Source organism: Candidatus Microthrix parvicella Bio17-1 (genome assembly GCF_000299415.1).
GTDB lineage: Bacteria > Actinomycetota > Acidimicrobiia > Acidimicrobiales > Microtrichaceae > Microthrix > Microthrix parvicella.
Window position 1 is genome coordinate 104,847 of sequence record NZ_AMPG01000006.1, and the last position, 23,259, is coordinate 128,105.

Here is a 23,259-nt window from a genome sequence, read left to right on the forward strand (position 1 = left end):
GTTGGACGTAGATGGCCCGGCGGAGGGGACGGTTCCCAGGCCGGTTGGGCTGATGTGGAGGACCCGGAGGTCACCGTGGGGCCGGTGGAAGGTCGGACAACGCCACCCGAAGCGCCTCGGCTGCCCGCTCACCTCCGGCCCGGGCGCTCACCCGGCAGTGGGGACCAGCCTGCTCGAAGCGAATTTCGACCACCTCCAGCCGCGTGTGGGACCGACGGAAGGCCCACCTGAGCATTCGAACCACCGCTCGTTCCGGCGGCGCCGGCAGCAGACCCTTGATCAGCGTTTCGTTGGCCTCGATGACGTCCACCCCAAATCGACGCAGGGTGTGCTCGAGTGTTCTGGAGGCGCCAACCGGGTTCTCGGTGGTCTCCACCGTGACCGGATGGGGCCCACCCAGGTCGGCCATCCACCACTGCAGCCGATCGGCCCGTCGGTCCCAGTCATCGGCCGGTTCGGCATCGTCCGGGTCGGGAAACGGGATGAAAGTGACGGCAGGCCCTGGCGGCACCGGCTTGATTCGACGGCGCACCAGCGGAGTGGCGCCCGATGGGACGCATGGCCCGATGCGGGGCCGTTGGAAGTCGCGGCCCCCAACGGCCGTCCTGGTGCAGTCGGCATCGGGGTCGGGCACGTTCGACCCGAGGGTGGAAGTGGTCAGGAGGTCGGTCACGGTCGGGTTCCTGTCGGTTCGTCGAGTAGGGCCAAATCGTCGGGATTCACCAATCGGTGGGTGAGGGCGTGGTTCACCAGGTTCTGTCGGCGTTTGGAGGCGGTGGTGTCGAGCCCCCCTTGAAGCCCACGTACCCCGTGGCGTGCCAGGCGACCACAGAGGTGATCGAGCTTGCGATTGAACTTTGAGAGCGTCCACCCAAGACGCAAGGCCGCCTGTCGGTTGGGTGGCACGGCCACGGGTTCGGCCAGGGGGTCTCTGAGGCGGGGTTCGGCCAGCGCCGCCAGCAGCGCCCGTTGGTCGTCGTTCAGCGCGAAGACGGCCCACCGCGCGGTGTGGTCCGCCTCGTCGGCCACCGGCTCCGGAGCGATGGGGGACCTGCCGGTGGTGTCTCCGCCGGCTGGATCGGGACAGGTACCGCGTAGTTCGTAGCGAGCGGGACCGGCCTCCAGGATGACGGCGAAGTCGCCTGGCCACAACGTGGTCTCAACCCCTGGCGGGAGGACCACCATGGGGCGGCCGACCGCCTCCAAGACCATCAGCGGCAGGTGGGCGCCTTCGTTTTGCAGCCACCAGTGACCGGCCTCGTGACGAAACCGCCCGGCGACCCGATGCAGGTATCGGTTGGCGTCATCGATGACGCAGTCCGAGTCGCGCCCGAACCCCAGTGATTCGTCACGACCGAGCATCCAGGTTTGACCGCAGAACTCCACCTCCAGCCGCAGCTCGGACGTCGCCGTCGAGTGTTCGCAAGGGACGTGCTGGTCGCATCGTCCGGTCGTGACTGCCCCGCCTGTCATGGTGCCCCCGCTCTTGCTCACTCGCGAGACCCGCCGTCCCGCCGTCGATGGGTCCCACCCCGCGCCGACACATGCATCACATCACGAGAACGACCGATGGTCCATGGGTCGCGCAACCCGGGGACAGGGGTTGACCCTCGACCGGTGCGATGGTTCGACCTGCTCAGGCGCGTGGCCAGGCCACCTGCACCGGCCGTGGCTGTGATCCCCTCGAAATGAGGTAGCCGCGGCCCGCCGGCATTGTGAACGGCCGAGCGCGGGGAAGCTCACCGCCCAGGAGCCGGCCGTCCTCGTCCGGCCCGGGGGCCAGTATCAACCCATGTCCGTGGCCGAGCAGGGAGGTGACCACCGGGTTCCAGCGATCCAGCGATACAGGATCGGCCGCAAGCGCCACCAGCGGCTTGGAGCCTTGGCTGTGCAGCGTCTCCAGCCACCGGGCGAGCGTCGCCCACCCGTCGTCGTTCAGACGGTGCGCATCGTCCACTGCCACCAAGGAGACGGCCTGGTCACAGGGATCGGGTGTCGAGCTGTCCGGTGGGAAGGCCAAGACCATGTTCCACAGCGCCGACGGGTCGTTGGGGTGGGCGTGCCCGATGAGCACCTTGGACCCACCGGTGGCGCCCGGCATGCCGGATGCGTGGGGCATTCCGGCGGCCAGGGCGGTCAGGACGGTCGATCGGCCGCTCCGAGCTCGACCCAGCACCCAGAATGGGCCGTGGGCGGGCGCAGCAACCGGATGGTCGCGTTCCAGGTCGATTCCCAACATCACACCTTGAATCGTCCCGAGACGTGCAGAACCTGGGGACCTGTCCGTGTCGACCGGTGCGGAGTCCCAACCGGTCCCAGGCCGCCCCGGTGATGGCAGCCGAAGCTTGGGCGGAAGAGGCGACACCAGCGGTGCGCCGCCGGCTGCGCCGTGGCGCGGGTCATTTCCCGACTGGTCTCCTCGAAGCCGATCGGGGGCGACCCAGCGCACCTGCACCATGGGGCCCTCGTTCGGGTCTGCCTCGCCGCCCAACAGGTGGGCCGCGACGGTGACCAGCCGGCCTCGGCCTGGCGGGGCGTCGGTGGGTGGAGGTCGGCTGAGCCCCAGGTCCACCTCGGCCTCGGCGCCGGGGAGCGCCAGCAACGACGTGCGTGCTGCACGAACCTCCGGTGGTAGCGCGCCCGGTCGGTTGGCGCTGATGGCGACGGTCAGCCGGCGGCTTCGTGCCGTGCGGATCACCTCGACCAAACGGGCGAGCCACCCTGAACCTCCCGCCTGTTCCGCCCGGTCCCACACGCCTTCCCAACCGTCGATCAACAACAGGCGGGGCGTGGGGTTGCCCTGCTCAAGCCACCAGATCAGCCTGGTCAGCCGCTCGACGTCGCGCACCGCCACCATCGCCCCCAAACCAAGGTCGGTCTCGGTGTGCGCGTTGAAGGCACCGACCTGTGATGGCCTGCGGAGAACCGAAGCATCCAACGCAGCCAGGTGCCCGCCCGCCCCGTCGATGCCCACCACGGCTGCGCCGTCGGAGGCAGCGGTACACGCCAGGGCGCGCAGCGTGGACGTGCGTCCGGAGCCGCCGCCGCCCAGCACCACCAGTACGGCCCCGCCTGGGTTCACCGACCACACCGCCCGACGTCGCCTGCGAGGCAGGTCGGCCAACGCCAGCGGCCAGCCTTGAACGGGCCCTGGGTCATCTCGGCCGCCCAGTTCGCGGTGAGGGTCGCTCAGTTTGTGGGGAAGGGGCTGCAACCACAGGCGTTCGGCGTGCCCGGCGCCGGCCGCGATCAAGGTGGATCGCACCACGGCGTCAGCCTCGGTTTCGGCCCCCGGGGAGGTGGTCGGCCCTGCGGCGCTCAGGCTGGGTGGCCCATCCAGTGTGAGCGGCAGCACCGTCACCGGCGGGCGGCGACCCACCGTCGTCCCCGTGAATGCCACCTGCACGGGTGTGGGTGCTGCGGCACCGATCCGCATGAGTACCCGGCCGGGGGTTCCGGTCGCCAGGTGCGCGGCAGCCGGGTCGTCCAAAACGTCGATCGATTCCTCTTCGTTGGCCATGCGGGCCACCAGGCGCAGGTTGGTGTTGGCGCGGATGGCTTCGGAGATGACGCCTCGGGGTCGCTGCGTGGCCAGCACCAGGTGAATGCCCAGGCTTCTGCCCCGCTGGGCGAGATCGATCAACCCGTCGAGCACCGCGGGCGCCTGGCGGGCCAGCGCAGCAAACTCGTCGATCACCAAAACGATCGCCGGGGGAGCCGCCGCCGGGTCCCGAACCTCCAGGGCGGCCAGGTTCTCAAGCCCGGCACCGGCGAGGATTCGGAGCCGCCGCTCCACCTCGGCCTCCAATCCCAGGCGCAACCGCTGAGCCTCACCCACATCCAGGTCGGTGATCATGCCTGCCACGTGGGGTAGCTCGGCGAGGGGACCGATGCCGGTGCCGCCCTTGAAGTCCACGATCACGAAGTTGAGACGCCTGGGTGAATGAGCCATCGCCAGACCGGCCACCAGCGTGCGCAGGAGCTCACTCTTACCGGCGCCGGTCGTGCCCGCCACCAGCACATGGGGCCCGTCCCGCCGGAGGTCGATTGTGACCGGCCCGTCCGGGCCGAGCCCGATCGACGCCGCCAGGGTTCCTTCGATGGCCGCCGGAATCGCCAGCGCCGCCAGCGATACAGCGGCCGGAAGCCCCGCGCCGGTTCCGGCCCGGTCGCCGTCGCGTCGGGGCGCCAGGTGGTGTGCCAGCCGTTCCAGGCGATCGTCGGGCAGCGACTCCCAACGCACCTGCTTGGGCTCCGCGCCGGGCACCGACACCACGGTGGCCATGCCCTTCCGAACGGTCGTGACGGTGGCGCTGCATCCAAGCGGGGTGTGGGACGGTCGGCGCTCCAGCCACAGCACGTGGATGCCGACAGCGCCCAACCGGCACAACTCGGCCAGGCGGCGCGTCTCGATCAGTCCGCCGACTTCGCCGTCGAGCACGAGCACCAGCGGAACCCTGCTGGGTGGCCGATCACCGGGCGAAGTGGTGTTGTGCTGTCGAGCGGCACCGAGCGCGCTCACCGCCGCCACCAGGGTGTGATGTCCGCCGGCGCCCGCTGTGGCCGGGCCGTCCAACAGTTCGGCAGCCGATCGGACGTGGGGCAGCGCGGCGACCCATCGCCATTGTCCGGCCCGGTTCGGTTGTACGACGACCGCCAGTGCCACGTCCTCGGGGCCGACGGCGGAGGCGAGCTGGGCCACCAACGTTGAGGCCAGGTGGTGGGCGTCGGGGCCGTGCAGCCCGATCGAGCCCACCTCTGCCAGGTCCAGGGTGGACACCACGTCCTGACGCCATCGAACGTGAGCGACGGCGTCTCGCGCCTCGTCAAGCAACTCGTTGGGGCCACTCGTCGGCAGCTCACCGCTGACGGCAGCGTGGGCGTGGGTCAGCCCCAATCTCAGGCGGAGGGCGTCGGGATGCTCGCGCCGTCGCTCCCACAGACGTGCTGACCCCACCTCGGCCGCCAGCTCCCACTCCGATGGTGGGGGAGCGGCGTGGGCTTCTCGGCGCGCCTCGTCATCAAGTGCTTCGCCCAACTCGACGCAACACCCGATCAGGTCGGCCCGCCAGGTCTTCCGGGCCCGGCGATATCCCCGTCGCGCCGACAGGGCGTACTCGAGCGTTCCGGAGGCAAGCAGCAGCGGCGTAAAGAACCAGATGAGGTTGCCACTGATACCCCCGCCAAATCCGCCGCCCATCACCATCACCATGGCGAACGCGGCGGTCAGCCCGATGGACAGCCATGGCACCGTGCCCACCCCGGTGCGCCTCGGTGGTTCCGGTAGGTCCAACACGGGCGGGTTGGGTGTCCAGGAAGGTCGGGGTGGTCGTTGGTGCGACACCGGCGAGGCTCCCGCAGGCACTTGTCGTGTGGGTGCCACGACCACGAGCTCGCTGTCGCCAATTCGGATGGGAGTTCCCGGCTCGACCGGCACCGACGTCCGGAGCGGCCTGCCGTCAACCACCACGGCGGCGTCGCCGAGCGTCTCGACCTCCACCAGCGCGTCCCTGCGGGTCAGGCGGACGTGCCGGCGCGACGTTGCAAGGTCGTTCAGCCGCAGGCCGCAGTCGGCGGCCCGCCCCACCACCAGCGATGCGCCCAGGGGCTCGCGCCTCCCTCGGTCGGGTCCGCGTCGCACCAACACGGTGGTGGCAGTACCGGCCAGTTTCGGTGGTGGCCGATCCGGGCCGGCCAGTGTCACCACCTGGCCACGGCGCAGGCCGCTTCGCTCCAACGGTGCGTCGGCGGGAAGTACTCCGGTTGGCGGCTCGATGCCGACGAGTGCAATGTGCCCTTCGTGGTGATGGCCGGGGTTGTCGAGTGCTCGGGCCAACTCGCGCACGGTGGTGCCGGGCGAGTAGCCCACTCGCAGCGGCTCCGGCCGGGCGCCGTCGTTGCGGTCAAGCCACAGTTCGATCCAGTCCCGGTTCATGACCAGCCGACCCGTTCCGTGCCCACTCGCTCGGTGCCCACTCGCTCGGTGCCCCCTCGCCGCCACATCCCGTCCAGGGTGATGGCATCGACGACGAAACGCACCGGGTCGCGCGGCCCGCTGGAGGTTTGCTGGTGCGATGGTCGGCCAACCGGCGCCCATGGACGCGCAGAACGCCGGCAATCAGAAGGCGGTGCCGGTGCGCCAAGGCATCTCCTGGAGGGTCAGGGTGTTGCCGTCGGGGTCGGCGAACTGGGCGTAGCGCACCCCGCCACCGACATCGTCGATCCGGCCCATCTCGACGCCTCGATCGACCATCTCCGCTCTGGATGCCTCGATGTCGTTCACCACCAGGTGGAGGCCTCTGATACTGCCCGGCGTCATCTCGACGAGGTTGGGCAGCCCGACGCTGAGGAGAATTGAGCAGGCCGATCCCGGCGGGGTGAGTTGGACGATGCGCACACCGTCGGTGGGCGACATGTCGACGTCCACCAGAAAACCGACCTGATCGACGTAGAAGGCCTTGGCCCGGTCGATGTCGGTGACGGGCACGGGAATCAGTTCAAGTTTCATGTGCATCATGGCTTTTTACCGGAATCCGGTCTCGCCGTGGGGAGCGCGAAGCAGGTCGTCTTTGGTGCCCCCCAGCGGCCGCAAGTAGATTCCCTCATTGTGCTGGCCGCCGAATCGGAATTCCTTCGCTCCTACCTGACCGCGGCGATCATGGGCGCCGTCGGGTTTGGCCTGGTCGCCCTGTTGCTGGGTATCGGAAAGTTGATCCGCCCCTCGCGGGATGTGGGCGACAAGTACGTCACCTACGAGTCCGGAGTCAACCCGGTGGGTTGGGCCTGGTCCCAGAGCCAGATTCGGTACTACCTGTTCGCCCTCATGTTCGTGATCTTCGACGTGGAGGCGGTGTTCATCTTCCCGTGGGCCACCCGCCTGGAGGCCTACGGCCTGTTCGGGTTGGTGGAGATGGCCGCATTCGTCGGTGTGTTGTTGCTGGGTCTTCTGTATGCCTGGCGAAAGGGAGTGCTGCGATGGGTCTAGGCCTCGTGGAAGGCGGCAAGATTCCCCAGCCGCTGTCCAAACTGTTCAACATGTCTCGCAAGTACTCGCTGTGGATGTACCAGTGGGGCCTCGCGTGCTGCGCCATCGAGATGGCCGCCGGCATGGGTGCGCCCCGCTACGACATCATGCGCCTGGGCGTCATCCCGCTGCCCGCCAGCCCCCGTCAGGCCGACCTGCTGTGCGTGTCGGGCACGCTCACCGACAAGATGTCGCCGGTGGTCAAGCGCCTGTATGACCAGATGCCCGAGCCCAAGTACGTCATCTCCATGGGGAGCTGCGCCAATGCCGGCGGCCCCTACTGGGACAGCTATTCGGTGACCAAGGGCGTCGATCAGATCATTCCGGTGGACGTGTACGTACCTGGCTGCCCACCCCGGCCAGAAGCGCTCCTCGAGGGCGTGGTGCTCCTGCAGGAACGCATTCAGAACGAGGATATGGCCGCCCGCTGGCGAGGCGACCCGATCACCGTTGACGGTGGTGACCTGTGAGCGACGCCGCCGTTACCGACCAGGCCGAAGAGGAAACCGAGACGGCCGAGCAGGATGAAGCCCGCGAGGCCCTGGTCGACTCCGTTCGCAGCCACCTGGGCGACGCAGTGGTCGCCTCCGAGGTGATGCCCGGCCTCGATACTCATGTGCGCATCAGCAATGAAGCGTGGGGCGAGGCCGCCCAGGTCGTTCGCTATGACCTCGGCTTTCGGTACTTCTGTTTCCTGTCGGTGCTCGACTGGCTGCCGTCCCCGTTCGGGCGCTACCTGGAGACCGAGCCCGAGACCCTTCAGAAGGCTGCCGCAGCTGCGGGCGACGCCGAACTGACGCCCGGCATCTGTGGCGCCGACCGCCGCTTTCAGGTCTTTGCCCGGGTGCGCAATCTCACCACCAACCAGATGCTGTGTCTTCGAGCCGACACCACCAGCGACGAGGATCCCATCGCGCCGACCTGGGTCAGTACCTTCGCCGGTGCCGAGTGGCACGAGCGGGAGGCGTGGGAGATGTTCGGAGTGACCTTTGAGGGCCACCCCGGTTTGAGAAATCTGTATCTGCCCGGTGATTTCGAAGGTAACCCGCTCCGCAAGGATTTTCCGCTGCTGGCGCGGTTGGTGAAGCCGTGGCCGGGCATCGTGGACGTGGAGCCGATTCCCGCGCCGCCTGAACCGGACGAGGCGGCGCCCCAGGAGGACGGGTCATGACGGCCATCACCGATCGGGAAAAACTCAACTACGTCGCCGCCCAGGCGGCCGATGCCCGGGTCAACATCGAGCTTGAGACCGAGGGCATGACCCTCAACATCGGTCCGCAGCACCCTGTCACCCACGGCACACTGCGAATCGTGGCCAAGCTCGATGGCGAGCAGGTCATCGCGGCCGAACCGCTGGCCGGCTACATGCACCGGGGCTACGAAAAGCTGACCGAGGTCCGCACCTACCCTCAGATCACCACGCTGGTGAACCGCATCGACTGGCTGGGCAGCTTCGCCAACGAGGTGCCGTTCATCCTGGCCGCCGAGCAACTGATGGAGGTGGAGGCGCCTGCTCGTGCGCAGTGGATCCGCACGATCCTCTTCGAGATGAGCCGCCTCGGGCACATGATCATGTTCCTCGGGGACATGGGTGTGCAGGTGGGTGGCCTGACCGCCATCTTCTACGCCTTCCGAGACCGTGAGTTCGTGCTCAACCAGGTTGAGGCCGTCACCGGCGGTCGCTTCCACCCCAACTTCGACCGCATCGGCGGGCTGCTCGACGATCTGCCCAAGGGCTGGATCGCCGAAACCAAGCAGGCCATGGAGAAGGTTCGCAACTTCTGCGACGAGATGGACGATCTGCTCCTCGGCAACGAGATTTTTCAGGAGCGCACGCGGGGCATCGGCGTGATCCCTCCTGACGTCGCCTTGCAGTACGGGCTCTCGGGCGCCAATGCGCGGGCCTCCGGCATCGACTGGGACATCCGCCGCGACAACAACGTGGGCCTGGTGTACGACAAGCTCGACTGGAAGGTTTGGACCCACCCCGACGGCGACAGTTTCGCCCGGTATTGGGTGCGCCTCCAGGAGACCCGCGAGGCCACCAAGATGATCGATCAGCTTTGTGACGGCATTCCGTCCGGGCCGATCATGGCTAAGGTGCCACGAATCATCAAGGTTCCGGCCGGGGAAGCGTACGTCGCCACCGAGAATCCGCTGGGAGAGATGGGGTATCACGTCGTCTCGAAGGGCGACCTGATGCCGTTCCGGGTCAAGATCCGTTCGGCCAGCTTCAACAACGTGTCGATTGCGCCGTGGCTGCTGCGGGGCGTTTATGTGCCTGACATCGTCAGCATCATGGCCAGTTTGTATTTCATCCTGGGAGACATTGACAAGTGAGCACCTTCGCGTTGGAGCTGGCGTATTGGCAACAGACCACCATCCGCGTGCTGGCGGCCACCATCGTGGCCCTCACGCTCACGGCCGCTGCGGTCTACCTCTACCTGTTCAAGTTCGTGTCGTTCATGCAGAGCCGCTTGGGGCCGATGGAGGCGGGGCCTTTCGGGTCGCTGCAACTGGTGGCCGAGGTTGGCAAGTGGCTCCAAAAAGAGGACATCACCCCCCGGGATGCCGACAAGCGGCTGTTCCGGTTGGCGCCGTTCCTGGTCCTGGCGTCGGCGTTGCTGCTCTTCATCGTCATTCCCGCCGGGCCGAACGCCTACGTCGCCAATCTGGGCACGGGCGTCTTCTTCGTGCTGGCCGTGTCCTCAATCGGCACCATCGGCGTGCTGATCGCCGGGTGGTCCTCGACGTCGAAGTACGCGTTGATCGGTGCGCTGCGAGCGGCCGGTCAGCTGATCGCCTACGAACTGCCGTTGATTCTGGCGGTGATCGGCGTGGTCATTCAGGCCGGTACGCTGGACATGCAGGGCATCGTGGCCGCTCAGGCCAACGGTGCGATCTTCGGCATCGACTGGATCGGCAACCCCTACATCTTCACCCAGATCGTTGGCCTGGTGATCTTCCTGGTGGCCATGCAGGCCGAGCTCACCCAGCCTCCGTTCGACATGCCGATCGCTGAATCCGAGGTGGTGGGCGGTTACATGGTGGAGTACACCGGCGTCCGCTTCCTGATGTTCTTCCTGTCGGAGTTTGCGGCGGCCATCGGCTTCTCGGCCATTGCCTCCACCCTGTTCCTCGGCGGCTGGGCGCTGCCCGCATCATGGGGCATCGGCAATGGGGCCTTCCACGTGATCGGCCCGCTGGTGATCTCCACCAAGGTGCTCATCCTCACCGGCATCGTGTTCTGGGTACGCTTCACCTTCCCTCGCTTCCGTGAGGATCAGTTGCAACGCATCGCCTGGAAGTTTCTGATTCCGGTAGCGCTGGCCAACATCGCCTTCACGGCGATCCTCAAGGTCGCCTTCTAACCCGAGGGGCGGCGTCGCCCCACCGGCCTCGCTCCTCGGCGTGGTGGAGCGCAGGCTTGGGTTGGACTCCCTGGCGTGAGCCGAAATCGTTATGAAATAGCCTCACCCTGCGGGCCAGGCGTACGTCGACGAACTGGTCGCCTCGGTGACGGAGGACGCGGGGGACGACACCACGTTCCCGTCCGATCAGGTTGAGTGCAGGGTGGGTGACATGGTGGGTGAGATGGTTGATGGCATTGGGGCAGCGAAGTTGAGGAAGGCCGGCCTGACCGTTTCCGAGGGCGACCCGCTGATGGCCCCGTTGGTTGGCTGCTTGATGCAGGGGCTGCCCCCCGGAGCAACGGGACCAAACGGGGCAACCGGCTAGCGGTTCACAGCGACTGGGGCTGTCGCAGCACTCAGTAGAGCAGGCTGTCCGGGCGAAGCGGACGGCATGCGGGGTGGTCGCTTTGCCCGGCAACCGGCGGCTTTGCGGCCTCCGGTTTTCGGTGCATCGGAGCCGAGCAGGCTGCGGAATGGCCCGCGCGGGTCCGGTCGTGAAAAGCTCTCGTCTCGTGTTACCCCTATCCGATGCGAGCGGAGAGCGATTTGGCAGCGCCTGCCCCGTCCTCCGCTGGGAGTTCTGACATGCCTCCAAAGCCACCGTTGCAGGGTCTGGTCAAGGGCCTCAAGCTCACCCTTCGTACCGCCATGGAGACGATGTTCCCCGATGGCCCGCTGAAGCCACCCTCGCCGGCCAAAGGTGCCGCCACGGTTCAATACCCGCGTGAGAAGGAATCCCCTGCGCCCCGTGCCCGCGGGGTCATCGCCTTGCACGAAGAGAACTGCACCGCCTGCATGCTGTGCGCCCGTGAGTGCCCGGACTGGTGCATTTACATTGAGGGGCACAAAACGCTGGCTCCACCCCGTCGCCCGGGCGGCAAGCCCCGTTCGGTCAACGATCTCGATCGCTTCGACATCGACTACTCGCTCTGCATGTACTGCGGGATCTGCGTCGAGGTGTGCCCCTTCGAAGCACTGTTCTGGACCCCCGAGTACGAGTACTCGGAGGTGCGTATCGCCGACCTGCTGCACGATAAGGAACGTCTGGGCGAGTGGTTTGAAACCGTCCCCGACTTCGAAAGCTACGAGGCCGGTGCGCAGATGAAGCAGAAGAAGGTTCCCCGCAAGGAGAGTTCCGAATGACGACCCTCCTGGCCGACGTTGCCAGCTACTCGGTACCCGTCAACATCGTGTTCGGGTTTATCGCGGCCTTGATGCTCTACGGGGCCGTGCGCGTGGTCACCACCGAAAACGTGGTGCACGCCGCCTTGTGGCTGGTGGTGGTGTTGGCCGGCATGGGTGGCCTCTACATTCTCTTGCAGGCCGAGTTCGTGGCCGTCACCCAGTTCATGGTGTACATCGGCGCAATCGTGGTGCTGATCCTCTTCGGCGTCATGCTGACCCGTACGCCGGGGGCGGAGGGCGTGGAGTCCAACAAGAAGATGGTGCCGATCGGTATCGTCACCGCGCTGCTGCTCTTTTCCGTCATGGCGTATTCGCTGATCGACAGCTTCGGCAGCGATCAGGTGCGGCCCACCGCCGGCAACCCCACCGAAGAACTGTCGGACGCCATCTTCTCGTCGTACCTCCTGCCCTTCGAGTTGGTGTCGGTGCTGTTGTTGGCTGCCCTGATCGGGGCCATCGTGCTGGCCCGGAAGGAATAAGCGGATGCTCGTCAACCAATTCCTTTTGCTGTCCGCCATGCTGTTCTGCATCGGCGTGTACGGCGTGTTGGTGCGTCGCAACGGCGTCCTGGTGCTGATGTCGATCGAGCTGATCCTCAACTCGGTCAACCTCAACCTGATCGCCTTTGGCGGCATGCACGGTGTGGACGGGTCGGTGTTTGCCTTGTTCGTCATCGCCGTGGCCGCCGCCGAGGTGGGCGTGGGACTGGCCATCATCATGCTGATCTACCGCAACAAGGCCAGCGTGGATCTGGACCAACTCGACGAGATGAAGGGGTGACGAGGTGACCGCCACCATCATGCTCGACAAGGTTTGGCTGCTCCCGGCCATCATGTTGGCCAGCTTCCTGGCGATCCTCTTCTTTGGGAAGCGCTCGCCCGGTAAGGGCCACGCCATCGGTATCGCCGCCGTGGGTGTGTGTTGCGCCCTGGCGTTGGTGACCGCGGGCGAGTGGGTCACCCGCGACACCGGTCATGACGAGGTGACGGCGCTGTCTGACGTCGATTCCGCCTGTTCTCCGGCCGTGGCCAAGCTGGGCGCCGGTGAGGGTCACTCCGATGGTTCAGGCGAACACGCAATGGCGGCCGACGGCACGCTCGGGGTGGCAGCGCCTGCCGCTCCTTCGGCCGAAGGCGGCGAAGGCGAGCACTTCACACGGCCGGTGGTGCGTTGTGTCAGTTGGTGGCACTCGGGTGACACCAACATCACGGTGGGCACCCAGGTGGACGGCATCGTCGTGATGATGTTGGTGGTGGTCACGCTCATCTCGTTGCTGGTGCACATCTTCTCCACCGATTACGTGCACGGCGACCGCCGCTACACCCACTACTTCGCGTTCCTCTCGCTGTTCACCGCATCGATGCTCTTCTTCGTGATGTCTCAGAGCACGATCCAGATGATCGTCGGTTGGGAGTTGGTGGGTGTCTGTTCCTTTGTGCTCATCGGCCACTGGTGGGAGGAGAGACCCAACTCAGATGCGGCGATGAAGGCGTTCCTCACCAACCGCGTGGGCGACATCGGCCTGCTGGTCGGCATGACCGTCCTGTTCTGGGCGTCGGGCAAGACGTTCAGCATCATGGACATCAACATCGCCGCCACCCGAGGCGCGATCTCGCAGACGGCGATGACCGTGGTCTCGCTGTCGCTGTTGGCCGCGGTGATGTCGAAGTCGGGCCAGTTCATTCTCCACACCTGGCTGCCCGATGCGATGGCGGGCCCAACGCCGGTGTCGGCGCTGATCCACGCCGCCACCATGGTGGTCGCCGGTATCTTCATGGTGGCTCGCCTCTACCCCGTCTTCTTCGAGGGACTGTCGATCGCCGGCGGCTCCATCAACATGCTGGCGCTTGTTGGTTCGGTCACCGCCGTCCTCGGTGCCCTCCTGGCCTTCGTCCAGAAGGACATCAAGAAGGTGCTGGCGTACTCGACGGTGTCGCAGTTGGGCTTCATGGTGGCTGCGCTGGGCGTCGGCGCCTGGACCGCCGCCATGTTCCACCTGTTCACCCACGCCTTCTTCAAGGGCTGCCTGTTCTTGTGCGCCGGGTCGCTCAGCCACGCCTGCCACCACAGCTTCAACATGGTGGACGACATGGGTGGGCTGCGAAAGGTGATGCCCAAGACCTTCTGGGCCTTCGTGATCTCGGCCGCCAGCCTGGCGGGCATCTTCCCGCTTGCGGGCTTTTGGTCCAAGGACGAGATCCTGGCCGGTACCGGCGGTGTCAACAGCGGGGTTGGCAGCTACCAGATCGTGCTCGTCGCCCTCATCATCGGTGCCGTTTGCACCGCCGGCTACATGACCCGGGCCATCTGGTACGTGTTCTTTGGCGAGTATCGAGGTCACGGCGAGCCGCATGAGTCGGGTCCGCGCATCACGATCCCGCTGATGATCCTGGCCACGCTGGCCGTCGTGGCCGGTTTCGTGAACCTGCCGGAGAAGATCTTCGTCGAGTTGCCATCCTGGCTCAGCCTTCGCTTCGAGCACGCGGTGGAGCCGGTGGGCCTCTACTTCCCGAACGAATCGACGGACTTCACCCACGCCGCGTTCAACCCGGCACTGGCGGGCACGGCCCTGGCGCTTGCGCTGCTCTCAGCCGCCCTGGTCTGGTCGTTTTACACCGGCCGGCTCAAGGCGTTGCAGGGCTTGGCGGGGCGTAACAAGGCGGCCGGTTTGGGCAAGCGGATCCTGGAGAACAAGTACTACCTGGATTGGCTCTACACCGACATCATCGTTGGCTTCGTGAAAGGCCCGCTGGCAGGCGCTGCCAACTGGGTCAATCAGCATGTGATCGACGCCGTCGTCAACGGAGCAGGCTCCAACGCCGCCAAGGCGGGAGAATTCGTCTATCACCGCATCGACCAGAACGTGGTCGATGGCGCTGTCAACGGTGCGGGCATCGCTGCGGGCGCCACCGGCGGCGGCCTGTCCAAGATGCAGACCGGCAAGGTCCAGCAATACGGCGTGTTGATGTTTGCCGGTGCGGCCATCCTGACCGGCATCCTCGTGGCGGTGCTGACCACATGAGCCCGGCCCCCATCAAGGCGATGATCGCCGAAGCGGCGACCTCACACGCCGCCGCACACCTGTCCCTCGTTCCCCCAGCGGCCCTGCGGTCGCGACGCTTCACCGCCAGTCACAGGAGATCCACCACATGACGGACCAGACCTGGGTACTTCCGCTGCTGACCTTCCTCCCCCTTGTTGGGGCGGTGGTCATGATGTTGCTCGTTCCCAAAGAGGCCGAGAGCACACACAAACTCATCGCTTTGGTGTCGTCGTTGGCCGCCGCCGCCCTGGGTGTGGCCTTGTTCGCAAGCTTCAACTACGACGCTTCCAAAGACCTGCAGTTCGTCGTTGATCAGGCATGGATTCCCCGCATCGGCAGCCGGTTCATCATGGGGGTCGACGGGATTTCGTTGCCGCTGATCGGCCTGACGCTGTTTGTGATCCCTCTGGTGGTCATCTACAGCTGGGACCACATTCCCAATCCGGGTAACCCCAAGGCGTTTCTGTCGCTCATCTTGATCCTCGAAACCGGCATGCTCGGTTCGTTCGTCGCACAGGACCTGATCCTGTTCTTCGTGTTCTTCGAGGTCGTGCTGTTGCCGATGTACTTCCTGATCGGGGTGTGGGGCGGCCCAAATCGCCAGTACGCCGCCATCAAGTTCTTCCTGTACACGTTGTTCGGATCGGCGCTGATGATCGTCAGCTTCATCGCCATCTACTTCCTGTCCGATCCGCAGACCTTCGATATGCGGGCGCTGCCGGCGGCGGCGGCTGGCATCTCCAGCGGTGCGGCGCTCTGGATCTTCGGCGGCATGTTCATGGGCTTCGGCATCAAAGTGCCGATCTTCCCGTTCCATACCTGGCTGCCCGACGCACACACGCAGGCTCCGACGGCGGGTTCGGTGATCCTGGCGGCGCTGATGCTGAAGCTGGGCACCTACGGATTCATCAGGATCGCCCTGCCGATCCTTCCCGACGCTGCCAAGCAGTGGGCGCCGGTGATCGGCATCCTGGCGGTGATCGGCATCATTTACGGTGCGCTCGGCTGCCTGGCCCAGACCGACATGAAGCGACTCATTGCGTTCTCGTCGGTCTCGCACATGGGCTTCATCATGTTGGGTATCGCCTCCATGAACGACTTTGGCATCAACGCAGCCATCTTCGGCATGGTGGCTCACGGGCTGATCACCGGCATGTTGTTCTTCATCGCCGGGTCGATGAAGGACCGCTATCACACCCTTGAGATCAAGCGGTTGGGTGGCATGCTGGTTCAGGCGCCCAAGCTGGGTTGGATCCTTGGCTTGTGCACCATGGCTTCGCTCGGTCTGCCCGGCCTGGCCGGATTCTGGGGCGAGTTCCCCGCCATCCTGGCCGCCTATCAGCCCGCTCCCGGTATCAACCTCGTGCTCTTCCGGACCCTCATGGTGGTCGCCGCTCTTGGCACCGTGCTGGCAGCCGGCTACCTGCTGTGGCTGTTTCAGCGGACCAGCTTTGGGGTTCCGACCGACGAGTTTGAGAAGGACCCGGCCATCGAGGACGTGAAGATGACCGAGTGGATCGCCTGGACCCCGATGATCGTCATGATCGTCGTGCTGGGCTTTGTGCCCGGGTTGATCATGAACATCACCAATCCGGCTGCTGGGGCCTTGGCCGCGGCGTTCGGCGTCGGAGGCTGATCTCGTGCTCGCTTCGCTCATCGGCCAGGGCGCCGAGTTCGTCACCCCCACCATCGATTGGCATGCGATTGCGCCCGAGTTGGTGCTGGCGGCGGTTGCGTTGGGAATTGTGCTGCTCGACTCGGTGCTGTTGGAACGGGCGAAGCCGCTCATTCCCGGCATTGCCGGCCTGGGGTTCCTGGCTGCCCTGATCCCGGTGTTGACGTTGGCCACTGCCTCGCCGGAGATACGCAGCACCTTTGATGGCGCGTTCGTCATCAACAACCGGGCGCTGGCGCTCAAGGTGCTGTTCCTCGTCACCGGCTACATCGTGGTGTTGCTGTCCACCAAGTACGTGGCGGAGGGCGACTACTGGGAGAGCGAGTACTACGCGCTCATGATGTGCTCGGTGTTGGGCATGTCCGTGATGGCATCGGCCACCGACCTGATCACCATCTTCATCGCGTTGGAGCTCCTGTCGATTCCGGCCTACATGCTTGCCGGTTGGCGGAAGCGGGACACCAAATCCAACGAGGCGGGGCTGAAGTACTACCTGATGGGCGTCTTCGCCACCGGCATCTTCCTCTACGGCTTCAGCCTGCTCTACGGCGTGTCGGGCTCCACCAACCTCGGCGAGATTTCCAGAGCGATCGGCAAGGGCGATGCGCCCAGCTCGATCGTGGTGGTGGCGCTGGTACTCAGCATTATCGGGTTTGGCTTCAAGGTGTCAGCGGTTCCGTTCCATGCGTGGGCGCCCGACACCTACGAGGGTGCTCCCACCCCGATCACCGCCTTTCTCGCGGTGGCGTCCAAGGCCGCCGGTTTCGCCGCGCTGATTCAGCTGGTGTTCATTGGCTTCGCGGAGCGGGCCGATGTGGTCCAGCCGCTGATGTTCATCCTGGCGGCGCTGTCGATGACCGTGGGCAACCTGATTGCTATCCGCCAGACCAACGTGGTGCGCATGCTCGCCTACTCCGGCATCGGACAGGCCGGATACATCCTTGCCTGCTTCGCCGTGTATGAGGCCAACCCCGAGCTCGCCGTGTCTGCGATCGTCAGTTACCTCTTGATTTATGCGGCCATGAACCTGGGTGCATTCGCCTGCGTCATCGCGATCGCCCGCAAGACCGGCTCCGCTGAGCGCGACTCGATGCGTGGGCTGTTCTCCTATGCCCCGGGTGTGGCGGTCATGTTCACCCTGTTCCTTGCCTCGCTGGTGGGTATTCCGCCGCTGGGTGGCTGGTACGCCAAGTTCTCGGTGTGGAACGCACTGATCGGTGCGGGCACGGGCATGGGCTATGCGCTTGCGGTGATCATGGCGGTCAACACTGCGATCGCCGCCTATTACTACATGGCCGTCGCCCACGCGATGTGGTTCGACGATGCGCCGGACGGCGACGTCACCCCGTTCAAGGTGCCTGTCAACCCGGTGGCGGCCATCGCCATCTGCTTGGTTGTCACCCTGGTGGCGGGTGTGTTGCCCGACCTGATCACCAAGATGTCCACCGTTCCTGCGCTTGCTGCCGGGCTGGGCGGATAGCCACCAACCATTGATCCAAGCCCCGGGCGGCCCGACGAGCACACATCGGGCTCTCGGCGCCCATGCGGCGCTGATCGAGGCTGTGGTCCGCTCTGGCGGACTGCGTTTCGATGCGCTGTGGGAGTTGGCGCTGTACGAGCCGGGCATTGGCTTCTACGAGACGGGCGGGGCGGCGGGTCGACGGGCCGACTTCCTCACCAGCGTTGAGCTTGGCCCGCTGTTTGGTGCCTGCATCGCCCGGCGGGTGGACCAGGCATGGAACGCTGCCGGTCGTCCGGACACCTGGACGTTGGTGGATGCGGGTGCGGGTCCGGGCACGCTGGTACGTGCTGTGCTGGCAGCTCAGCCGGAGTGCGTTGGTGCGCTTGAAGTGGTGCTGGTGGAGCGTTCTGCGCGCCAACGCGCCGGGCACGCCGACCTGATCGGGTGGGCCGCCGACCGTGAGGTCGCGGTCCGATCACAGGCCGGCCTGCCCGAAGGCGTGGCCGGCGTGATCGTGGCCAACGAATTGCTGGACAACCTGCCCGCCCGAGTCGTCCAGCGTCACGGCGGCCAGGTCCAGGAGTTGTGGGTGGCGCCGGGAGGCGTGGCTCCAGCCTTCGAGAGGCCGGGGATCCCTGCGGCCGGCTCCGAACTGGAGCTGACCTGGCGACCGATGGTTGGCGATGATGCCGCGGCGTTGGCTGCATGCGAGTGGTGGGACAACGTGCCGGATGATGCACCGGTGCCTTGGAGCGCAGGTGCGGCCGAGTGGGTTGCCGAAGCGCAGAGGCGGCTCGCCTCGGGCATCCTGGTGGTGGTGGATTACGGGGCTCGTACCAGCGCTGAGGTTGCCGGCCGTGACGGTTGGCTGCGGACCTACGCCCAGGGTGCTGTTGGGACGGATCCGTTGGAGAACTTGGGGGGTCGCGACCTCACCACGGACGTCCCGTTCGACCAGTTGCCGCAACCGGATCGCCTGGTCACCCAGGCTGACGCCCTGGTTTGTTGGGGGATCGACCAGTTGGTCGCGGCCGCTTCGGCGCGCCTGGCAGCGCGGCCCGACGCTGCCTTGGACCTGGCTCGGGCCCGAGACATCTCGCTGCTCAACGAGGCCCCGACGCTGGTTGACAGCGCTGGTCTCGGTGCCTTCCTGGTTGCCGAATGGGGCGCTGGTGGATAGGTCGCGGCCCCCAGGCCCCCACGGACGGTCCACGGTGAACGCGCTACGACGCCGTGGCCTGTTGGTGGTGATGCTGGGGCTGGCGGTGTCCGCCGTGCTTGGTTGGGCGACACCCGCCGGTGCCCACGCCGACCTCATCTCCACCACGCCCACCCAGGGCTCCACCGTGGTGGAGGCCCCGCCGGTGCTGGTGATGACCTACTCGGAGCGGGTTAAGGTCAGCAGCGACGGGGTTCGGCTGTTGGACCCCACGGGTACGCCGGTGTCGGGTATCTCGGCGTCCGCCAAGGGCCCCGAGGTGCGCATCGGTATTCCCGACCTCACTGAGCAGGGCACCTACACCGTCGATTGGAAGGCCGTGTCTGCCGACGGCCACCCCCTTCGAGGCGCATGGGTGTTCAACCTGGGCGTCGAGGGCGGCGGTGCCGACGTGGCGTTGGGGACCACCGGGCAGTCGCCGTTGATCGCCGCGCTCTCCGCCGCGGGGCGCTCGCTGGCGTTCGTGGCCATGTTCGTGCTGGCCGGGCAGTTGTTGTGGGCGGGCGTGGCCCGCTGGGGGCCGTTGGCGGCGTTGGCCTGGGCGGGCACGGTGTTGGTGGTGATCGCCGAGCTGTGGAGCGCCATCGCCGGAGGGGCGAGCGGCCCCGTGGACGCGCTCGGCACGGTGCTGGGCACCTCCAGCGGACGGTTCCTGGCCGCCACCGTCCTGTTGGTGGGCTACGGCCACCTGATGTGCGCCCTCGGCAGGCTCGATTCGCGTGCGCTGGGCGTGGTCTGGACCTGCGCCGTGGTGGCGGCGGCGCTGGTGGGCCATGCCACGGTGGTCGACCCGGTGTTGCTCAGCATCTTCGGCACCGTGGGTCACGTGACGGCGGCGGCGATCTGGGTGTCGGCCTTGGTGTGGACGGCCGGCGTGCTGCCGGGGCCCGTCCGGCGATGGAGGTTGGAGTCGGCGCCGGGCCCCGGCGACGACGAGGAGGGCGAGCGCGGCGCTGCCGGGCGAGACGGCAACACGCCGACGCCGGGGTGCTCCGCAACCGAGGGTCACTGGGAGTTGCTCCACCGGGCGATTCGGTTCTCCCCGTGGGGCCTGGGAGCGGTGGTGGTGCTCCTGGGCACGGGCGTCGCCATGCTGCTGGTGCGTGTCCACGGCCCTTCCGGATTGGTCACCTCCGGATATGGCCTGCTCGGGGTCGCCAAGCTGGTCGTCCTCGCGGCGGCGGTCGCACTTGCGGCCCGCAACAAGTGGTGGCTGATCCCCAGATTGGCCCGCGCCTTTCCCGGGCTCGCTCCCGAGGGCGCCGATGCCAAGGACGCCCAGCGGTCCGCCCGGGCGCTGCAGCGGGCGGTTCAGGCCGAGATGGTGCTGCTCACCGTCGCCGTGGTGCTCGGCGGCGTGCTTGGGGCGACGGCGCCGCCGCCCGAAGTGTCCGCCGCGTCGAACGACCCGGGCACGGCGGTCGCCTCGGACACATTCAGCGACGTGGCCGACTTCGGTCCGTACCAGGCTCAGATTCAGATGTCACCGGTTCGGGTGGGTCCCACCGTGGCTCACGTGACCGTGGTCGACCCGACTGGACCTCCGCCCGAGGATCTGTCCGAGCTGACCGTGAGCTTTGCGCTCCCGTCAGCGGATCTGGGCCCGATCGAGCCTGAACTGATTGAATTGAATCCTAGTCACGTGATAGCGGACGACGTGCCGTTGACCTCCCCGGGTGAGTGGATGGTCACCGTGGACGCACGTCGGGGAACCGCCGAGTTCCTGCGAGCCACCTTTCAGGTGGACATCGGCGGCTGAGCACCCGGCAATTGCAGATGGACGACCTGCCTGGTTCAGTCCTGAGCGGTGTTTAAAGCATTTCGTACAGTATACGATCTATTGGTAGATATGGGTGCATTCCCCCTTCTTTGGGCGGGGCCTTGCATTTTCAGTTGGTATCGGGCAGATTCAAAGACATGGATACAACCCAGCCAGGAGTTGCCGGTCGCCTCGGTCGAACCATCGGGGGAATTGGGCGGACCAGGCCCGGGGCGCTGCAGCGTTTCCGGCTTGGACGCGGGGTACGGATCGCTGCCGCGTTGATGTTGGTGCTGGGCACGCTGGCCGGCACGCAGCAAACGGCGGGCGCTGTTCCAGGAGATACGTCCAACGCCGAGGGCCAGTTTCTGTCGGGCACCCTGCTGGCCGGCGATCTGGCATTGGTGGCCAGCCTGGCCGGTGAGACGGCGACGAGCGATGGCACGGCGTCCCAAACCAACTCGGGCAACCTCGACCTGGGTGCGTTGGGTCTGGTCAATCTGACGATCCCCGGCGGTGTGCAGGTGCCGTTGGAGTTCACCAACGCCGGGGTGGTGGGGCAGTACGCCAGCGCCCTCGACGATGGTTCGTCGTTGGGCTCGTCCGGGCTGATCCAGTCCGATGGAACGATCGGCACCGGCGGAACACCGCGACCCGGCGTTGCCCCCGGCCCGCTCTCGCTCAGTCTGGGCGGTGTGGTTTCCGACCTGGGGCTCAACCCGGCGCTGCTGGCCGAGGTTGCTCAGCTGGGCCTGCAGGCCGACACGGTCTCAGCCCAGGCTTCCTTGGCGGCACCCGGCAGCCCGGTGGGTGCGTACAGCATCGATGATCTGAAGATGAACTTCCAGAGCGCCACGCTTGCGGCGCTGGTTGGTGAGATCAACTCCGCTGTCGCCGTCACCCAGGGCGAGATCGATGGGCTCGACGCTGCCCTCGACGCGTCCGTGGGCGCTCTACTGGGTCCGCTGTCGCCACTCGTCGTTGTCGACGTCAACGTGACCCCGCCCGACCTGTCGGCCGCCATCGCCGGGCTGACGTCCGGCACGATCTCCGACCCGGCCTTTCCGGGCGTCACCGTCGACCTGGACACCGGGCTCGTCACGGTCGACCTCGACGAGTTGACGTCGCTCAATGGGCTTCCCGCCAACACCGACATCCTGACCGATGCGACCATCACTGCGATCACGACCAACCTGACCGGGCTGTTGCAGGCTCACCTGGTCGATATCCAGGACACGCTGTTGGCTGCGGTCGACGCAACTGCGATCACCGGCGGCGCCTCGATTCTGGGTACAGACATTCTGACACTGAACACCACCGTTGGTGCGGTCCGCGCCGGAGACACCACCGGTATCGCCTTGTTGGGTGTCGGTCTGGGGCTCCCCGGTGGCCTCACCGCAGTGCTGGGCGCACTCAACACGCCGATTACGGCGGTGACCGACACCCTGACCACGCTGTCGGACGATCTGTTCGCACCGGTGCTGGCCAACGTGGTTCCGGCGCTCAAGCCGGTACTCGACGAGGCCGTTGGCATCACGGTCAACAATCAGTCGACCAGCGGCGGGGTTTTCACCGAGACGGCCCTGCGTATCACCGTGCTCCCCGTGGCGGATGCGCTGACCCTCGATGTGGCTACCGCGAGAGTCGGCCCGAACTCGCTTGCTCCGCCTCCGGTGGTCACCGATCTGACGCCTCCGTCGGGTCCGACGGCCGGTGGGACGGTGGTGACGATCACCGGTTCCGGGTTCACCGGTGCCACCGGGGTCACCTTTGATGGGACCCCCGGTACGAGCATCAACGTGATCTCCGACACCGAGATCGAGATCACCTCGCCGCCGCACGCTGCTGGTCCGACCGATGTGGTGGTGACGACTCCGGTTGGGGCGTCGGCTCCGGGTACGTTCACGTTCGTTCCGCCTCCGGTGGTCACCGATCTGACGCCTCCGTCGGGTCCGACGGCCGGTGGGACGGTGGTGACGATCACCGGTTCCGGGTTCACCGGTGCCACCGGGGTCACCTTTGATGGGACGCCCGGTACGAGCATCAACGTGATCTCCGACACCGAGATCGAGATCACTTCGCCGCCGCACGCTGCTGGTCCGACCGATGTGGTGGTGACGACTCCGGTTGGGGCGTCGGCTCCGGGTACGTTCACGTTCGTTCCGCCTCCGGTGGTCACCGATCTGACGCCTCCGTCGGGTCCGACGGCCGGTGGGACGGTGGTGACGATCACCGGTTCCGGGTTCACCGGTGCCACCGGGGTCACCTTTGATGGGACGCCCGGTACGAGCATCAACGTGATCTCCGACACCGAGATCGAGATCACTTCGCCGCCGCATGCTGCTGGTCCGACCGATGTGGTGGTGACGACTCCGGGTGGGGTGTCGGCTCCGGGTACGTTCACGTTCGTTCCGCCTCCGGTGGTCACCGATCTGACGCCTCCGTCGGGTCCGACGGCCGGTGGGACGGTGGTGACGAT

Annotated in this window: 18 protein-coding genes; 14 read left to right on the forward strand and 4 right to left on the reverse strand. The window is 66.4% G+C overall.

The genetic code is table 11. From position 1 onward, the window contains the following. Nucleotides 1-70: 70 nt before the first annotated feature. The 4 genes from MPARV_RS0118345 to MPARV_RS0118365 all read right to left on the reverse strand — a co-directional run bounded on the left by MPARV_RS0118345 (nucleotide 71) and on the right by MPARV_RS0118365 (nucleotide 6,514). Nucleotides 71-673, reverse strand: coding sequence for a hypothetical protein (locus MPARV_RS0118345; RefSeq protein WP_020379284.1), 603 nt, complete (start codon nucleotides 671-673; stop codon nucleotides 71-73). After that, a complete protein-coding gene (locus tag MPARV_RS21690) occupies nucleotides 670-1,473 on the reverse strand; it encodes a hypothetical protein (RefSeq protein WP_012225110.1) in 804 nt (267 codons plus the stop codon). Before MPARV_RS21690 ends, MPARV_RS0118345 begins: the two co-directional genes overlap by 4 nt. A 163-nt stretch (nucleotides 1,474-1,636) precedes the next feature. Continuing rightward, nucleotides 1,637-5,935 (reverse strand): FtsK/SpoIIIE domain-containing protein, encoded by a 4,299-nt coding sequence (locus tag MPARV_RS0118355; protein ID WP_012225111.1) that lies wholly within the window; start codon nucleotides 5,933-5,935, stop codon nucleotides 1,637-1,639. Nucleotides 5,936-6,118: 183 nt separating this feature from the next. Next, on the reverse strand, nucleotides 6,119-6,514 hold the full coding sequence (locus MPARV_RS0118365) for a VOC family protein (RefSeq protein WP_031279269.1): 396 nt from the start codon (nucleotides 6,512-6,514) through the stop codon (nucleotides 6,119-6,121). A gap of 93 nt (nucleotides 6,515-6,607) precedes the next feature. On the opposite strand from MPARV_RS0118365, the gene MPARV_RS0118370 reads away from it, so the two are divergent. The 14 genes from MPARV_RS0118370 to MPARV_RS25245 all read left to right on the forward strand — a co-directional run. Then, nucleotides 6,608-6,985, forward strand: a complete 378-nt coding sequence (locus MPARV_RS0118370) for an NADH-quinone oxidoreductase subunit A (RefSeq protein WP_020379288.1) — start codon at nucleotides 6,608-6,610, stop codon at nucleotides 6,983-6,985. Further along, nucleotides 6,976-7,494 carry an NADH-quinone oxidoreductase subunit B gene (locus MPARV_RS0118375; RefSeq protein WP_012225115.1) on the forward strand — a complete coding sequence of 173 codons (519 nt, stop codon included), beginning with the start codon at nucleotides 6,976-6,978 and terminating at the stop codon, nucleotides 7,492-7,494. Before MPARV_RS0118370 ends, MPARV_RS0118375 begins: the two co-directional genes overlap by 10 nt. Next, nucleotides 7,491-8,195 carry an NADH-quinone oxidoreductase subunit C gene (locus MPARV_RS0118380; protein WP_020379290.1) on the forward strand — a complete coding sequence of 235 codons (705 nt, stop codon included), beginning with the start codon at nucleotides 7,491-7,493 and terminating at the stop codon, nucleotides 8,193-8,195. The genes MPARV_RS0118375 and MPARV_RS0118380 overlap by 4 nt, the downstream gene beginning before the upstream one ends. Further along, on the forward strand, nucleotides 8,192-9,364 hold the full coding sequence (locus tag MPARV_RS0118385) for an NADH-quinone oxidoreductase subunit D (RefSeq protein ID WP_012225119.1): 1,173 nt from the start codon (nucleotides 8,192-8,194) through the stop codon (nucleotides 9,362-9,364). The genes MPARV_RS0118380 and MPARV_RS0118385 overlap by 4 nt, the downstream gene beginning before the upstream one ends. Then, nucleotides 9,361-10,395 carry a complex I subunit 1/NuoH family protein gene (locus MPARV_RS0118390; RefSeq protein WP_020379291.1) on the forward strand — a complete coding sequence of 345 codons (1,035 nt, stop codon included), beginning with the start codon at nucleotides 9,361-9,363 and terminating at the stop codon, nucleotides 10,393-10,395. Before MPARV_RS0118385 ends, MPARV_RS0118390 begins: the two co-directional genes overlap by 4 nt. 627 nt (nucleotides 10,396-11,022) lie before the next feature. Beyond that, nucleotides 11,023-11,580, forward strand: coding sequence for a NuoI/complex I 23 kDa subunit family protein (locus tag MPARV_RS0118400; RefSeq protein WP_012225125.1), 558 nt, complete (start codon nucleotides 11,023-11,025; stop codon nucleotides 11,578-11,580). Continuing rightward, a complete protein-coding gene (locus MPARV_RS0118405) occupies nucleotides 11,577-12,101 on the forward strand; it encodes an NADH-quinone oxidoreductase subunit J family protein (protein WP_012225136.1) in 525 nt (174 codons plus the stop codon). Before MPARV_RS0118400 ends, MPARV_RS0118405 begins: the two co-directional genes overlap by 4 nt. Before the next feature lie 4 nt (nucleotides 12,102-12,105). Continuing rightward, on the forward strand, nucleotides 12,106-12,402 hold the full coding sequence (nuoK, locus tag MPARV_RS0118410) for an NADH-quinone oxidoreductase subunit NuoK (protein WP_012225137.1): 297 nt from the start codon (nucleotides 12,106-12,108) through the stop codon (nucleotides 12,400-12,402). 4 nt (nucleotides 12,403-12,406) lie between these two features. Further along, on the forward strand, nucleotides 12,407-14,644 hold the full coding sequence (locus MPARV_RS21695; protein WP_020379292.1) for an NADH-quinone oxidoreductase subunit 5 family protein: 2,238 nt from the start codon (nucleotides 12,407-12,409) through the stop codon (nucleotides 14,642-14,644). Nucleotides 14,645-14,771: 127 nt separating this feature from the next. Continuing rightward, nucleotides 14,772-16,301 (forward strand): complex I subunit 4 family protein, encoded by a 1,530-nt coding sequence (locus MPARV_RS0118420; RefSeq protein ID WP_012225139.1) that lies wholly within the window; start codon nucleotides 14,772-14,774, stop codon nucleotides 16,299-16,301. A 4-nt stretch (nucleotides 16,302-16,305) separates the two neighbouring features. Further along, the gene (locus MPARV_RS0118425; RefSeq protein WP_020379293.1) at nucleotides 16,306-17,820 is read left to right on the forward strand and encodes an NADH-quinone oxidoreductase subunit N; all 1,515 of its coding nucleotides are present in this window, start codon (nucleotides 16,306-16,308) and stop codon (nucleotides 17,818-17,820) included. A gap of 10 nt (nucleotides 17,821-17,830) precedes the next feature. Next, complete coding sequence (locus MPARV_RS0118430) at nucleotides 17,831-18,982, forward strand: SAM-dependent methyltransferase (protein ID WP_157789719.1); 1,152 nt, start codon at nucleotides 17,831-17,833, stop codon at nucleotides 18,980-18,982. A 34-nt stretch (nucleotides 18,983-19,016) separates the two neighbouring features. Beyond that, on the forward strand, nucleotides 19,017-20,780 hold the full coding sequence (locus MPARV_RS0118435; RefSeq protein ID WP_020379295.1) for a copper resistance CopC/CopD family protein: 1,764 nt from the start codon (nucleotides 19,017-19,019) through the stop codon (nucleotides 20,778-20,780). 158 nt (nucleotides 20,781-20,938) lie between these two features. Then, nucleotides 20,939-23,259, forward strand: a 2,321-nt coding sequence (locus tag MPARV_RS25245) for a choice-of-anchor G family protein (RefSeq protein WP_157789720.1), incomplete at its 3' end; no start/stop codon positions are given.

What these genes read in the sequence shown, in the direction of transcription:
- MPARV_RS0118400 (WP_012225125.1), top strand. Translation starts at nt 11,023, where the DNA reads ATGCCTCCAAAGCCACCGTTGCAGGGTCTGGTCAAGGGCCTCAAGCTC.
- MPARV_RS0118375 (WP_012225115.1), top strand. Translation starts at nt 6,976, where the DNA reads ATGGGTCTAGGCCTCGTGGAAGGCGGCAAGATTCCCCAGCCGCTGTCC.
- MPARV_RS0118355 (WP_012225111.1), bottom strand. Translation starts at nt 5,935, where the DNA reads ATGAACCGGGACTGGATCGAACTGTGGCTTGACCGCAACGACGGCGCC.
- MPARV_RS0118385 (WP_012225119.1), top strand. Translation starts at nt 8,192, where the DNA reads ATGACGGCCATCACCGATCGGGAAAAACTCAACTACGTCGCCGCCCAG.
- MPARV_RS0118405 (WP_012225136.1), top strand. Translation starts at nt 11,577, where the DNA reads ATGACGACCCTCCTGGCCGACGTTGCCAGCTACTCGGTACCCGTCAAC.
- MPARV_RS0118420 (WP_012225139.1), top strand. Translation starts at nt 14,772, where the DNA reads ATGACGGACCAGACCTGGGTACTTCCGCTGCTGACCTTCCTCCCCCTT.
- MPARV_RS0118365 (WP_031279269.1), bottom strand. Translation starts at nt 6,514, where the DNA reads ATGCACATGAAACTTGAACTGATTCCCGTGCCCGTCACCGACATCGAC.
- MPARV_RS21690 (WP_012225110.1), bottom strand. Translation starts at nt 1,473, where the DNA reads ATGACAGGCGGGGCAGTCACGACCGGACGATGCGACCAGCACGTCCCT.
- nuoK (WP_012225137.1), top strand. Translation starts at nt 12,106, where the DNA reads ATGCTCGTCAACCAATTCCTTTTGCTGTCCGCCATGCTGTTCTGCATC.